Annotated in this window: 9 protein-coding genes and 1 pseudogene; 5 read left to right on the plus strand and 5 right to left on the minus strand. The window is 70.6% G+C overall.

The genetic code is table 11. From position 1 onward, the window contains the following. Positions 1-125 precede the first annotated feature (125 nt). Positions 126-2351 carry an alkaline phosphatase D family protein gene (locus ACZ34W_RS30280; RefSeq protein ID WP_465608622.1) on the minus strand — a complete coding sequence of 742 codons (2226 nt, stop codon included), beginning with the start codon at positions 2349-2351 and terminating at the stop codon, positions 126-128. 1093 nt (positions 2352-3444) lie between these two features. On the opposite strand from ACZ34W_RS30280, the pseudogene ACZ34W_RS30285 reads away from it, so the two are divergent. The 3 genes and pseudogenes from ACZ34W_RS30285 to ACZ34W_RS30295 form a co-directional block, all read left to right on the plus strand. Beyond that, positions 3445-3720 (plus strand): annotated as a pseudogene (locus tag ACZ34W_RS30285) (hypothetical protein); the annotation flags it as partial. A gap of 56 nt (positions 3721-3776) precedes the next feature. Next, positions 3777-4103, plus strand: a complete 327-nt coding sequence (locus ACZ34W_RS30290; RefSeq protein WP_465608723.1) for an amino acid kinase family protein — start codon at positions 3777-3779, stop codon at positions 4101-4103. A 534-nt stretch (positions 4104-4637) separates the two neighbouring features. After that, positions 4638-6332, plus strand: coding sequence for a sensor histidine kinase (locus ACZ34W_RS30295; RefSeq protein ID WP_465608625.1), 1695 nt, complete (start codon positions 4638-4640; stop codon positions 6330-6332). A gap of 485 nt (positions 6333-6817) precedes the next feature. Here ACZ34W_RS30295 and ACZ34W_RS30300 read toward each other — a convergent pair whose 3' ends face one another. Then, positions 6818-8263: an RICIN domain-containing protein gene (locus ACZ34W_RS30300; RefSeq protein WP_465608627.1), complete on the minus strand. Its 1446-nt coding sequence runs from the start codon at positions 8261-8263 to the stop codon at positions 6818-6820. Positions 8264-9099: 836 nt separating this feature from the next. Continuing rightward, the gene (locus ACZ34W_RS30305) at positions 9100-9921 is read right to left on the minus strand and encodes a lipase family protein (protein WP_465608629.1); all 822 of its coding nucleotides are present in this window, start codon (positions 9919-9921) and stop codon (positions 9100-9102) included. 417 nt (positions 9922-10338) lie between these two features. Here ACZ34W_RS30305 and ACZ34W_RS30310 point away from each other — a divergent pair, with 417 nt between their 5' ends. Beyond that, positions 10339-10650: a phosphotransferase gene (locus tag ACZ34W_RS30310; RefSeq protein WP_465608717.1), complete on the plus strand. Its 312-nt coding sequence runs from the start codon at positions 10339-10341 to the stop codon at positions 10648-10650. Positions 10651-10659: 9 nt separating this feature from the next. Next, on the plus strand, positions 10660-11763 hold the full coding sequence (locus ACZ34W_RS30315; protein WP_465608631.1) for a carboxylate-amine ligase: 1104 nt from the start codon (positions 10660-10662) through the stop codon (positions 11761-11763). 78 nt (positions 11764-11841) lie between these two features. Here the strand turns inward: ACZ34W_RS30315 and ACZ34W_RS30320 are convergent, their stop codons facing one another. Both ACZ34W_RS30320 and ACZ34W_RS30325 read right to left on the minus strand, forming a co-directional pair. Then, positions 11842-12969: an RNA polymerase sigma factor gene (locus tag ACZ34W_RS30320; RefSeq protein ID WP_465608633.1), complete on the minus strand. Its 1128-nt coding sequence runs from the start codon at positions 12967-12969 to the stop codon at positions 11842-11844. A gap of 354 nt (positions 12970-13323) precedes the next feature. Further along, positions 13324-13725 (minus strand): hypothetical protein, encoded by a 402-nt coding sequence (locus tag ACZ34W_RS30325; RefSeq protein ID WP_465608635.1) that lies wholly within the window; start codon positions 13723-13725, stop codon positions 13324-13326. Positions 13726-14013 lie beyond the last annotated feature (288 nt).

Consider the following 14013-nt stretch of genomic DNA (forward strand, 5'->3'; position numbering starts at 1 on the left):
TTGGGGGTGCTGGTGTCGCGGCGGGGGGGGGGGTGGGGGTTGGGCCCGGGGGGGGGGGCCGGGGGGGGGGGGGGGGGGGGGGGGGGGGCGGGGGCCCCCCCCCCCCCCCCCCCCCGACCGGGTGGTCAGGCCGGGCGGGTGAGCTCGGTGATGGTGCGCGTTTCCGTGTGCAGCACCAGACCGTCCCGGTTGATCCAGGAGGCGGTGAGCGTGGCCGGGGTCACGGTGGTGTCGGCCACCAGCTTGAGGAAGGTGTACGGCGCGTCCTTGCTCCACTTCACGGGGTCGGCCGGGTTCGCGGTCCACCTCGTACCCGGCGCCAGCCCGGTGCTCGCGGAGGTGCTCACGTCGAACAGGCTACCGAGTGTCCAGTCGTGCATGGGGGTGGTGACGTACTCCCACAGGTCGTAGCCGGCCGGGGTCGGGTCGGCCGTGGTCCCGTCGAAGTTCTTCACGGCACGGGAGACGTGGATGTCCCCGCTGAGCAGGACGCACCCGGAGATCCTTTGCGTCTTGATGTAATCGAGGAGCTGGAGCTTCTCGTTCTTGAAGGTGTTCCAGTCGTCCAGTTCACCGGTGATCTTGTCGAACCAGACCATTCCCGAGGCGAGGACCTTGAAGGTCGCCGTGCTGGCGCTCAGAGAGTTTCTCAGCCATTGAGACTGGACGGTCTCCAAGCAGATCCCCGTGGAGTTGTTGGAGAACCACCGCGGGTCGATGAGGAACACCTCGATCGGGCCCCGCCGGAAGGAGGTGTAGACGCCCTCGCCGGTGCCCCGGTCGGTCAGTAGTTGGGTGCCGCCGGTGGCGTGGCCGAAGGTGGCGTTGGCACGGTAGTCGACGAACGCCTTGCGATATGTGCTCTTGCCCGGGAAGCGGCCGTCGGTGTCGTTGCCGCCGAAGTCGTGGTCGTCCCAGATGCCCCAGACCGGCATCGATCTGATCATTTTCGCCGTTTCGGGCACGGCCAGGAATTCCCGGTGAAGCCTGCGCGCCTTCTCCAGTCCGGAGGCGCCGGCGAGGCCGATGTCGGCGTACGGGGTGTCCCCGAGCATGACGAAGCCGTCGCAGCCCTCGTCGATGATCCGTGTCCACAGGGAGTTCGGCACATTGTGCGCGCAGGAGCCCAGACCCAGGGTGACCTTGGCAGCTGTGCCCGCCACCGGTGAGGTTTTGAACGACCCGGTCATCGGGACGAAAGCGGCGCCGGCGGCCACCGGGGTGATGGTGAAGGTGTACGCCGTGTTCGCCTGCAGACCCGACACGTCCACCAGGAGGGTGTTGTCGTTGGCGGTCGAGATGTTCGCGGTGACGGTCTGGGACGCACCGGGCCTCGTCACCAGGCACTGCCAGCTCGGGTAGGCCACCGGGTCCAGGCCCGGCCGTGCCCAGATCCGGGCCGTGGTCTCGGTCACGTGGCCGACGAGCGGACCGGCTTGGACCGACGCCGTGGGAGTCACGACAGGCGCGGTGCCGGCCTTCACCGCCTGCACGTAACCGTTCAGGGCGTTGAAGAACCTGCGGCTGTCGTCGATGGCGGCGGCGCTCTGGATCGCCACCCCGGCCGTGGTGTAGCACTTGTCGATGGTGAGGCTCGACACCAGGTATCTGCCCGTGCCCTCCACAAACGACCCGCCGTTCGGGGCGACGATCTTGTCCCTGCCCTCCAGCAGGGCCGCCGGGAAGCTCGTCCCCTGCGCGCAGGACAGGAGCACGCGCATCTCCGCCCAGGCGCCGAGCGACTCATAGCTGACGGGGCCATTGGTACGGCCGTTGAACACCCGGCCGGTGGTGGGGTTCACCGGCAGCGCGGACACCAGCGGGTGGGTGGTGGCGACCGGGTAGATCGTGCTGAAGTCGGCGTCGGTGCGCACCGCGTACATCGAGGTCGAGTTGTAGCTCCACTTCCAGATCGGCAGGTAGGAGACACTGGCACCGAGCTGGTCGGACTGGGCGAGGTCGAGCACCACGCCGCCGGCTCTGACGAACTCGCGAAGCGACGAGCCGTAGGTGCTTACGTAGGGGGTGTAGTGGGGGCCGTTGTTGGTGAAGGTGCCGAAGGCGATCAGATCCACGGGCTGGGCCTGGGCCGTCGCCGCTTTGGTCGGGTCCAGATCGATCACGGTGAAACCGGCGTGCTCCAGAAGCGTGCGCAGCCCGACGGCGTGCGTCCAGTTGTCGGCGTACTCCAGCACCGCCGCGACCAGCCCCGACGAGGGGAGCGGGGGCACGTCCGCCACGGCGGTGCCGGTCATGGCGGTGCCGGCGGCGACCACTGCCGCGCCGGCGCCCAGCAGCTGCACCACCCTGCGGCGGCTGATCTCGGACGGGATGTGGGACGAGTCGTCCATGGTCTTCTCCTGACGTGATGGGTGTCGACCGATGCCGTAGGACCACGGCCCCGGAGAGGGCGTGGTCGAGCGGGGGTGGGGTCAGGGGTCGGACAGCGCGCGGGGCGGCTGTCTGCGCCTGGGTGGGGCATCGCAGGTCGGCTGGACGAGAGCTGCGGCCGCTTCGGTGGGCCGGTGCCGCGTAGGCCAGAACCGGCGAATCGGGGCGGGGCGGTTAAGTGGAACTACAGCCGCAGCGCAACGGCGCTGTCAATACTCGTGCACCGGATATCCGTGGGTGGGAACGGGGAGGGGGATTCACTTCATGATTTCGGGAACGGGCGGACGGGGAGGACCGTCACGTCGGTCCTTGATCCAGTCCGGGACGATTCCTTCCGAGGGCCGGGGCGTTCCCGGGGAAGTCTCGACGGGTCGTCGGGCGGGCGGGGATCCACCGGCCGCCGCTCACCGCGCTCGCCCCGGGACTGGCTCGGCGCGGTGAAGTGCTGTTTTGTGCAACGAAATTGGGGCAGTGATGGGCTCGGACCGACCGGCGCCTTCCGGTAAGCCCGGAGGTCTTGTGATCGTCCCGGTAACTTTCGCGTCGCGATTCCTGACTGAACGTCAGGCGGTCTCCCGCTCGACTCGGACGGGGCGTTACAGAGCGGAAATGTCCGCGTCGCGTCCCGGAATTCTCATTCCGATCGCAGGGGGGCGGAGCGCGGAGAGACGCCCATACGATTCCCTTATCCGACCCATCAGCAATTCGGGTATTGTCACCGTGTTCCCACTCGCCGACCATCGGATCCCGCGGTCCCGGGACGGGGTGCAGCAGTGCTGCCGTCGCGTCGGGGCCCCGGCAGCCGCTCTCCTCGGGACGAGACACAGGTGGACGCCGCCCGGGCGGCGGCACTGCACACCACCCTCGGGACCGCTCGGAGGCAGGGCCGCCACGACGCGCCCCTCGCGCGCCGGTCATGTCGCCGACACGAGCGTCACCGCCTGGATGCCGGCGCGCGCCACATGATCGAGACCGTCATGACCACTGACGGCCGCGTGCGGGAGTCCCGCCGGCGGTGCGCGCGGCGGGGCCGGGCGGTACGGGGGGACCGCGATGTCCCCGACGCCGCCATGGCGCGCGTCCTGGACCTGCTCGCCGCCCGGCTGGCCATCGAGGAGGCCGACCGGGGGCGGAGCCGACTGCAGTGCCGCCTGGGCCGGACACCAGCTGCGTCCGTTGCTCGACCTCCCCAAGAACCGCCGCGACCAGCTACTCACGACGCTGGGACTGGGCCTGCTCTTCACCCTGGCCGCCACCGCCAGGACCCTGGTCACCCACCGCAACACCGTCGCGCGCCGCCTGGCCGAGGCCGCCGCAATGCTGGGGACCGACCTTCACCGCACGCCGCCACAACTACCTGGCCTGGGGCCGGGGAAGGCTTCGCCGTGTACTCCAGCGACGACCTCGCCGTCGACCTCGCCCTCGACCTGCGGGCCGATGGACTGGTCATGGCGACGGACGCCCGCGTGCGTCTGCGTCAAGGGGATTCCGACAGCACCTACCACGAGCCGACTGCCGACGACCCGGCGGTGACCTCGTCGATCGCTACGGATTTCCAGGATGTCTCCGGCGGCATGCTCGCCGAGGCGCGCCAGTGCGGACGCGCCGCCCGCGCCGACGTCCCGACCTTCATCGTGGACGGCCGCCTCTCCGGAAACCTCACGGCAGCGGTCGGCGGACGCCCGCTGCGCGGCACCCGGATCCGGGCATGAGCCCCTGCGGCGACGACAGCCGCCTCGTGCCCGTCGTCGCTGACGACGGGCACGAGGCGGGCCCGGGCAGGCTGCACGCGGGAAGCGCCTTCCTGCTGGTGGACAGGTCTCATCGTTCCGGCTCAGAAGGCGCTTTCGCTCTCCGAATCATGGTCCGGACGCGACTCCTTGACGAGACGTGCAGGTCAGGGCACCTTTCGGTGAGTCCGGCGGGCGGCGGTCCTCGCGCGGCTGCGCAAGAAGAGGAGGAATCCGGCGATGAGCAGCGCATCCGTGTCCGTGTCCACCGGGATGTCGTCCACGGGACCCGACGCGGATCCGGGCGTCGCCTTCCTCCGGGCTCCCTCGCCCGTGAAAGCTTCGGTGACTACCCGGGCCGGCGGGCCAGAAATGCCATTGTCGCTGGTTGCCCAAAGTGCACTACGTCGAACCGTGCGTGATTGTGGTGGGCAATTCTGACGTCGGCGGCTGTGGCGCCCCATTCGCCTGGGATAAGTCTTTTCATCGAGGTGGCCACGCATGCACACTACCGGCATGCACCTGCCCCGCCCCCGGAGCCTCGCCGGCCATCTCTTTGTGCTCCAGGCCATTCTTCTGGTCATTGCGGTCGGCCTGTGCGGGGTATTCGCGTACATCAGCGCTGGAGGTCAGGCGGAGGACGCGGCCCGACGGCAGACGGCCGGGACGGCCGGCTCGGTGGCCGCCGCCCCTTCGGTGCGCGAAGCCATCCGCTCCAGTGATCCGACCGCGTTGCTGCAGCCCTATGCGGAGCAGGTCCGGAGGAACACCGGGGTCGCCTTCGTCACGATCATGAACCCCCAGGGAATCCGGTGGACCCATCCCGATCCCCGTCTCATCGGAGGAAGGTTCTCCGGCCACATCGAATCCGCTCAGAAGGGCAATACCTACTACGAGGTCCATTCCGGATCGTTCGGGCCGTCGGTGCGCGTCGTGATGCCGATATTCGACGGCGAGAAGATCGTCGGCCTGGTCAGCGCCGGCATCACCGTGAAGAGGGTGAACGAGCAGGTATGGCAGCAGCTGGTGTCGCTGGTCGGAATGGCGTTCGCCGTCCTGGCCGTGTGCGGCCTGGCCATGTCCCTCCTCACCGTTCGGCTGCGTCGGCAGACGCACAGCTTGCCGGCCTCCGAACTGGGCCGGATGTACGCCTATCACCAGGCCGCGCTGCACGCCCTGAGGGAGGGGCTGCTGATGCTGGACGAACAGCGGCGCGTCACACTGATCAACGACGGCGGCCGGTACCTGCTCGGGCTCGGACCCGCGCACCTTCCGGAGGGGGTGATCGGCCGCAGGATCGACGAACTCGGTCTGCCGGCTCCCCTCACCGACGCGCTGTCGGCCGCACAACCGCGCGTCGACGAAATCCACCTCACCGGTGAACGGGTTCTCGTCGTCAACACCGCACCCGTTCTCAGCGGAGTCCGGCGCGGCACGGTCGTTACCCTCCGCGACCACACCGAACTGCAACTCCTGTCCCGTGAACTCCACTCCGTGCGCGGCTTCGCCGAAGCCCTGCGCTCCCAGGCACACGAAGCGGCCAACCGGATGCACACCGTGGTCTCGCTGATCGAACTCGGCCGCGCCGAGGAAGCCAAGGGATTCGCCACGGTCGAGCTGGCCCTGACACAGGAGCTCACCGATCAGGTCGCCGAGGCGATCGCCGAGCCCGTACTGACCGCGCTGCTCCTGAGCAAGGCGGCTCAGGCCGAGGAGGCCGGAGTGGAGTTCGTCCTGGCGCCGGACAGCCGAGTCGACGAGGGTGCCCTGCCCAAGGACGCGGTGCCATCGAAGGATCTGGTGACCGTGCTCGGCAATCTCATCGACAACGCCCTGGACGCCGCCGTTCAGGGGAGCGGCAGCCGTGGGCCGCGAGTCCGCCCCGCTGCTCCCGGCGGCGACAGCCTTGTCCCGGCGTACCGTCCACGCGTGACGGTCACGGTCCGCGCCGACGCCGCGGAGCTCCTGCTCAGTGTCTGCGACTCCGGGCCGGGGGTCGACGCGGCAGCGTTCGAGGAGATCTTCCGACGCGGCTGGACCACCAAGGCACCCGCGACGGCGGCACATGGCGAAGTGCCGGGAGCCGGGCGGGGACTGGGGCTCGCACTGGTCAGGCAGGCCACCCGACGCAACGGAGGAACGGTGACGGTCGGAAGCGCGCAGGAGGGCGGCGCGCGGTTCACCGTCCGACTGCCACTGCCGCCCGGGTGACCTCCTCGCCCTCCGGGCTTCGCACCTCCGCGGGCGCGACCGAGGGCGGGCACGGGGGGCGGGGAGACCGTGGCGGCCTGCTCGGAGTGGCGGCCACGGTCGCGATCTTCGAGCCGGTGACCATCGCGGTCAACCTGATCATCAGTCAGGAGGACATCCAGGCCAGGAACAGCACGCTGCTCGCCGATCTGGGTGAGGCCGTCTGGCCCGGCTGGGGCGGCAGGGTGCTGATCGTGGCGGTGGTGCTGTCGACCGTCGCCACCTTGGGGACCACCCTGATCCAAGCCTGCCGCGATCAACGTCATCCGACTCGATGCCGGCTGGTCCGGAGGCCTCCGACGCCTCCGGACCAGCCGGCGTTACTCGTCTCGCTCGCCGGCTCTCGCCCCGGCCACCGTCCTGGACAGAGCAACGGAGTCACTCCGGGGCCGTGGGGCGGTCTCACGTTCCGGTGGCAGCAGGGCGGGACGTCACGTGCCGCGGCTTCACGCGGCGGTGTGGTGCCACTGCTGGTTGGTGCCGCCGTTGCAGGTCCATTGCTTCAGCGGTGCGCCGTCCGAGGTGGACCTGTTGGCGACGTCGAGGCACTTGTCGCTGTGGCGCGCGACGAGCTTGACGTACCCGGCACTGCCGCCGGCCGTCTGGACCTGCCACTGCTGGGAGGTGGCGCCGTTGCAGGTGTTCTGGACGATGGCCGCGCCGTCCGCGGTCGAGCCGTTGGCGATGTCGAGGCACTTGCCGCTGTGCCGGGCCATGATCTGCACGTAGCCGGTGCCGAGGTCCTTGAACCAGAAGTTCTGGTTCGCCCCCGCGCCGCAGGCGTACTGGATGAGCGATGACGACTGCGCGAAGGAGTAGCCCGACACGTCGGCGCACTTGCCGCTGTTGAGGGCGGTGAGCTTCTCCCAGGGGCCGCCCACGGCCGTGACGGTGCCGGCGGCGGTGTCGATCGCGACCTGCGGGGAGTAGTCCATGGTCAGGGTGGTGTCGGTGGGGAACTTGAGGTTCGACCAGACGTACTGGGAGTCGTTCACCTTGCCGCCGAAGGAGTTGCCCCAGCGGTCGCCCATGTACAGGTAGTCCGTGCCGGCAGTGCCCTGGACCGGCAGGACGTAGGCGGTCTGGCTGTGGTAGGTGGTCGGGTCGCCGGCGTTCTGCAGGGTGCTCCAGTCACCGTTGATGCTGGAGGCCGTCTGGTACTTCTGCTGGTTGGGGTTCCAGCCGGTGGCGCCGGAGGTCAGCAGGAAGTAGACGCCGTCGCGCTTGAACATCGCCGGGGCTTCGCGCGAGTGCCCGTTGGAGGGGCTGGCGACCAGGGCTTCCACCGTGAGGTAGTCGGCGCTGAGGCGGTAGATGTTCAGGTCCGCGTTCATGTGGGTCGAGGAGATCAAGTAGGCCGTGCCGTCATCGTCCTGGTACAGCGTCATGTCACGCGATTCGTAGTCGAGCGGGCGGAAGCTGCCCTGGTAGCTGTAGTCGCCGTCGACGGTGCTGGAGGTCGCGACCGCCACCCTGGCCTCGCTGTAGTCGGTGCTGCTCCCCTCCTTGTGCATCCACATGACGAACTGGTTGGTGGTGCTGTTGAAGATGACCTTGGGCCGCTCGATGTTGGCGCCGGTGGCGAGTTCGGCGCCGCTGGCCACGGTCAGGACGTGGTTGCGGAACTCCCACGTCTTCAGGTCGGTGGAGCGGTACGCGGAGATGTAGTGGAACGTGTTGTCGGCGTTGCGGTCCTCGCCGAACCAGTAGTAGTACTGGCCGACCTTGATGACCCCGCCGCCGTGCGCCTGCACCGGGCTGCCGGCGGTGTCGGCGAACTGCGCGCCGTTGGTGACGGTCAGGGCGGCTGCGTGCGCCGGGACGACGCCGCCGACGAGTGGGAGGGTCAGGGCGAGAAGAGCGGGGAGGAGGGTGGATCGGAGTCGCGGCATGGTTCTGCTGCCTCTGCTTTCTGCTGCGGGACCGACGCCACACGATGGCAGCGCAAACACGTCATCGGGTAGTGGATCGTCGGACCGGGCGAAGTCAGGCGTCGGCTTCCTCTGCGGCCAGTGCGTGGGGACGGGAAAGCCGGGCTCCACTTCGCTCGTGCATCGGGTGGGGGATGCGCCGGGTCGGTCGAGTGCGAGGTGACCGTTCCAGCAGTTCAGCGGGGTATCGAGCGATTTGTTCGGCCACAGAGCCGGGGGTTGGGTCCCACGGGACAGCTGGGGTCAACCCTCCGCCACGGCCTCCTCCTGTCCAGGGAGGAGACCGGGCCGGATGATCGATCGCGCGATTCTGACGAATGGCCATGTTGGCGCAAACAAGGCGAGAGTGTCGGAGGGCACTCGTCCTGTCAAGACTTCCGACAGGTTCGGCCGCCTTCTGAGGCGCGCGACTGCGGTGGTCAGGTCCAGCGGAACTCTGTCGGTCCATTCGGGTCAGTGGAGCGCGCCCGTACTCCAGAGAGGGACGCCTGGCGACCGGCTCTGGGCTGCGTCCTGCACGACTGCGGACTCAGTGCCGAGGGCCAACGGTGACCAGCGGTTCGAGCCGGACGGCGCCGACCTGGCGGTCCGTTTCCTGACCGGGTAGGCAGTGCCGCCGGACCGCACATGGATGTCGTACGGGACGCGATCGCGCTGCACAGCCTCCTCGTTCCTCGCGACGGAGGTCGGGGCGCGAGGTGCTTTCGGCCTCGTGCCGGGCGGACGAGCCGGTTCCGTTCCGCGGAGCCGTCGGGCCCAGGGGGACAGGGACCGGCTCGTCGGGCGCCCGGGGCCGGTCAGACGAGGTTCTTCTCCAGGGCGGTGAGGTAGTTGCGCATGAAGTGGTCGCGGATGCCCTCACCGGTGGGGGAGAACGCCGCCGCCGTGAGGCCCTCGGCCCGGTGGGTCAGGCCGGTGATCAGGCCGGTGCTCTCCTGGATGCGGCCGGAGGCGTCGATGCGGCGCAGGGCGTCGACGTGGGTGAAGGCCGGCTCGGGCGGCAGCTGGGGCACGATGTCGTTGTTGTTGACGAACCGGTACATGCGGTTCGCGAAGCCCTTGTTGTAGGCGGCGGCGAGGAGGCGGTCGCAGGTGCGGGGCTGGCCGAAGGTGACGACGCCGTCGGCCCGCAGGCGCGGGTCCTCCAGGTAGAGGCGGGCGGCGGCGAGCATGGCCAGGGCACCGCCGAGGCTGTGTCCGGTGAACCAGAGGCTCTGCCCGTTGGTACGCAGCTCGGCGATCGTCTTCTGGGCGGCGGGGAAGACGGACTCGAGTGCCTCCGCGAATCCGTGGTGGACGTAGCCGGTTCGGGCGGGGCCGGGCCAGGCCGGGGTGGTGCCGTCGGTGAGCCAGTCGCGGATCTGCGCGGGTTCGGTGCCGCGGAACGCGGTGACGATCATGTGGTCGCCGGCCATGGTGAAGGCCTGGGTGTCCTGGAGCGGGAAGGGCGGGGTGAACGTCGTCTCGTGGTGGTGCACCGTGTCGAAGCCCCAGGCGCGGGCCTGCTCGTCGATCTCGGGCTCGCTCTTGTAGGCGAGGTCTGAGGCCCGGGCCAGCCAGTAGGCGTGCGTGAGGCTGTAGTCGGTGGTGGTCTGGTCGAACGTGGTGGGTACGGCCACGGCGGGGACTGCCTTCCGGTGGGTGCGTCGGCGGCCGGCGTGGCCGGCGACGGGGCGGCTTGCCTCTCGTTCGTAGCGGAACCGCTCGGCGCTGTGCGCCCGGCAGAGCCGAGGTGTCACCCGGATGGGTCGGCCGTGGACACGCTGCCGGGCGGGGTGCGGCGAAGGTCGGGCCGGACGGGCCGTCCACACCGGGCGCGTCGCCGGCAAGCCCCGGACGCCGGCTACCGACCTATCCGAGACGCCCACCCTGACCGAGCCGGGCCGCCGCAGCCTCGCCCCGGCACTGCACGACGACCCGTCGCCGCTGTGGACGCCGGCCACCGCGCTGTTCACCCTCGCCGACGAAGTCCCCGCCGCGATCCTCGCCCGGATGCTCGGGGTCCGCATCAAAGTGGCCGTCCAGTGGCAACAGACATGGAACGGACGTGGCTGCCCCGGCTCGCGCCCCACCTGCCCACACCCGTCCCCGAAGTGCTCGGGGACGGGCAGCCCGTCGAGGGGTATTCGTGGCCGTGGTCGGTGTACCAGTGGCTCACGGGGGAGAATCCCGAGGCGGGGGTGCCGTCGCGCGGGCCCCGCACCGGGCCGGCGCCACCGTCACCGTCAGCGGCACGGCGGTTCCTCGGCCACGTTCTCCCTACCGAAGCCGGCGGGGCACTCGCGCCGGCTTCGGTGGGCCGGCGCTTCGACGCCTGTGGCCCGCGTACGTCGACCGCTTCCGGGTAACGGAGAGACATGTTGACCTTGGGAGTCGAGGAAGAGTACCTCCTAGTGGATCCGCGGGACTGCGCACCCGTGCCACGTGCCGTCGAGGTGCTGGCCGCTGCCGACCTGGCCCCGGCCCTGCGATCGGGCGAGGCACAGCCCGAGCTGCTGAAGGTGCAGGTGGAGACCGCCACCCCGGTCTGTGAGGACCTCGCCTCACTCGCCCGCCACCTGACCCGCGTCCGGTCGGGCCTGACCGCCGCCGCGGCGCAGCACGGGTGCCGGATCGTGCCGGTCGGCGCCGCTCCGTTCGCTCTCGACGACCCGGTGCCGGTCACCGAAGGTGAACGCTACCGGCGGGCCCGTGACGAGGCGCCCTCCGTGGTGGACGACCTGATGCTGAACGGCATGCACGTGCACGTCGGGGTGGCGGACGAGGAGGAGCGGCTCGGGGCACTGGTGAGGGCCCGGCCCTGGCTGTCCGTCCTGGTGGCGATGTCCGCGAACTCGCCCTACTGGCGGGGCCGGGACACCCGGTTCGCGAGCTGGCGCACGGTCCACTTCGACCGGTGGGCGGTGAGCGGCCCGCCGCCGGCCTTCCGCGACCTCGCGGACTACCGGCAGCGGACCGCCGCCCTGCTGGCCACCGGGGCGATCGTCGACGAGGGTCAGATCTACTGGCAGGCGCGGCTGTCCGGCCGGTACCCGACGGTGGAGGTGCGGGCGTGCGACGTCCAGCTGACCGTCGCCGACGTCGAGTTGTTCGCCGGTCTGACCAGGGGCCTGCTTGCCCGGGCCGTACTCGACGAACGGGCCGGCCGTCCCCGGCCGGACACGCCCGACGAAATGGTGCGCGCCGCGGTCTGGCACGCCGCCCGCACGGGCCTGCACGCCGAGCTGGTCTCGCCGGTGGACGGCGCGTCCCGGCCGGCCGCCGCCGTGGTCGAGGAGTTCCGGTCCTACGCCGCCCCCGGGTTGGAGGCCGCCGGCGACACCGGCCGGGTGGCTGAGCTGTGGCAGCGGTTCCGGGCCCGGGGGAGCGGTGCGGACCGCCAGCGCCGTTGGTACCGCGACGGCGGCCGGGCCGGGCTGGCCGAGCACCTGGTGGGTTCGACCGTCACCGCGAACGACTGACGGCGGGCAGCCCGGCCGCCGCGACCGGGACTGCGCCCGGGGCGGGCGGCACGCGAGCGCGCCACCGCCCCGGCCGGCTCACGGCCCGGCGACCGCCGCGCCCGGATCGGAGGGAGCCCCGACGGTCTGGTCCGACGACGTCCGGCTCGGGCCCACCACGGTGATCCCGCCGGGCTGACCACTCCGCGCCCTGCGGCGGAGCCGACGTGCGAGGGACGTCACCCGGTGGCCCGCTCCGTGACCGGGGCGGCCGGCGGGCCGGGCCGGAACCGGTTGGAGTGGGGAGTTCTTCTCCCGAAGGACACTGCTTCGACATGTGGTGGTGCAGGTGCCGGATGTACGGGACAGCGGTGCGGGGGCTCCACGGTCGTGCGTCCGTCTGGACCTGATGGTGACGGTCAGGACTGCTGCCGCCGCTACGCCCACCACGGCGGCGCCGATCGCTGCCATCGTGGCCGAATCCGCGCCGGCGTGGCCGAGCAGAGCGCGCAGGGGGTTGACCACCGGGTGGGGCCAACCCACCGGAACGAAGCCGGTGATGCCGACCGAACCCAGACCCCGGTTGGCGTCCTGCATCTCCTCGACGCGGGTGCGGCAGCCGTGACACTCGGCGAGGTGGCGCGCCAGCCTGCCGGGGACTCGCCTCGACGGGCGGTTGACCATCGGAGCGAGCTCGACGGCGTACGCCTCGCACTCCGGCAGGCCGGACCCGCGGGTGTGGGCGAGGAGGTACGCCTCCCGCAGTCCCTCCCGGGCGCGCGCGGCGAGCGAGGACACACCACTCGGGCTCAGGCCGAGCAGCGGTGCGACCGCCGTGGGCGGCTGCTCCTCGATGACAATGTGCCACAGCACGGTGCGCCAGCGCTCCGGCAATGACCGGTACGCCTCGGCCACCAGTCGGCGTTCAGCGGTGCCGGCGAATAGCTCGGCCGGAGAGGACACCGGGTTCTGCCGCTCGGCCCACTCCCCGACATCCGGCGCGAGCAGGGTACGCCGGGAGGCCGCCGACCAGGAGACGGCTGTGTTGCGGACCACCGCCAGCAGGTAAGGGCGCCAGTCCCTGTCAGGCCCCGTACCCGCCCGAACTGCCGCCAGGGTCCGTACGAAGGCCTCATTCGCCAGGTCCTCCGCGCTGTCGGCCGTACCGATGATGCTCCGCGCGTAGCGCAGGGCCGTCTCCCGGTGCCGCTCGTACAGCTCTGCCACCGCCGACTCGTCCCCGTCCCGTAACCGCTCGGTCAGCCGCCTGTCGCACTCGGGCGATGGCTGACCTGGTCGGTGCGGCATGTGGGGCCTCTTCGATGTACGTACTGTGGTGTCACGCCACAGGGCTGTCCGGAGGGCAGGTGGCATGAGCCGCAGGCGTCCGGACACGACGGCCGGGCCATCGCGCCGGTGGGCCGGACCCCACACTCGTCGGGTGTGTCGGGTCGGTCCGGCCGGCCTCGGCCGGTGCCGGGCGTCCCAGCAGCCGGCACCGCTCACGGGCCCGGCCCGGCCCCTGGTCGGCAAGCGGATTCGCCGAGCGGTTTCCGCGGGCAGGCGGTGCGCGGTACTGCTCTATGCCGCCTGGGGCTGGATGGCCGACGCCTGGGTCTCGATCGGCAGGTCGATGTGCGTCCACCACCTCGACGGAAGTTCGATCAGGCGGCAGCCGAGCCGGCGCAGCCGCTGGACTGTGGCTGCGGCGTGCTGGTCGTCGAGCGCGAACACGAAGGGGCCCGGGATCAGCAGCGTGTCGATCCGGCCGTTCGCGATGTTCCGTTCCACCCGTTCCAGCTGGGGGAGGCCGTCGCGGTGCCTCCGGCCGTTGTCCACGTACACGAATGGTTCTGGCAGGCCATGTCGCCTGGCGAGCTGTTCCAACGCGTGGCGGTGGTTCCCCATGTCGGACGGATCGCTCGGGTAGCAGCGCAGGTAGAGCGCGGCTTGCGGGTCGCTGGATGTCCGTCGTGAGTACATGGCTCTCACCTGCGAAATGGTCTGTGAGGGACGGGTGGGAGACGACCCGCCGGTGTTGCCTGGGAGTCGGGAGCCGTCGGCGATGATTCCTGCTCCCCACTGTGGCCTTCGGAGGCGGGTGGCCACATCGGGAGATCTACGGAGGCTGCTACGGAGACCTGCGGCGGGTGCGTGCGGGGCCGCGCAGCCGGACTGGAGGCGGGGGTCTGCTCTCCGCCCGGCGAGTGGTGACCTCGGTCGGCCCCGGAGTGTCGGAAGTCGCGGTTTCGCGCTGCGCGTGGCGGGCCG

This window comes from Kitasatospora sp. NPDC022856 (genome assembly GCF_055561235.1).

Bases quoted from the DNA above. Each gene is read 5' to 3' on its own strand.
- ACZ34W_RS30280 (WP_465608622.1), bottom strand. From the start codon at position 2,351: ATGGACGACTCGTCCCACATCCCGTCCGAGATCAGCCGCCGCAGGGTG.
- ACZ34W_RS30315 (WP_465608631.1), top strand. From the start codon at position 10,660: ATGTTGACCTTGGGAGTCGAGGAAGAGTACCTCCTAGTGGATCCGCGG.
- ACZ34W_RS30295 (WP_465608625.1), top strand. From the start codon at position 4,638: ATGCACCTGCCCCGCCCCCGGAGCCTCGCCGGCCATCTCTTTGTGCTC.
- ACZ34W_RS30300 (WP_465608627.1), bottom strand. From the start codon at position 8,263: ATGCCGCGACTCCGATCCACCCTCCTCCCCGCTCTTCTCGCCCTGACC.
- ACZ34W_RS30310 (WP_465608717.1), top strand. From the start codon at position 10,339: ATGGAACGGACGTGGCTGCCCCGGCTCGCGCCCCACCTGCCCACACCC.
- ACZ34W_RS30325 (WP_465608635.1), bottom strand. From the start codon at position 13,725: ATGTACTCACGACGGACATCCAGCGACCCGCAAGCCGCGCTCTACCTG.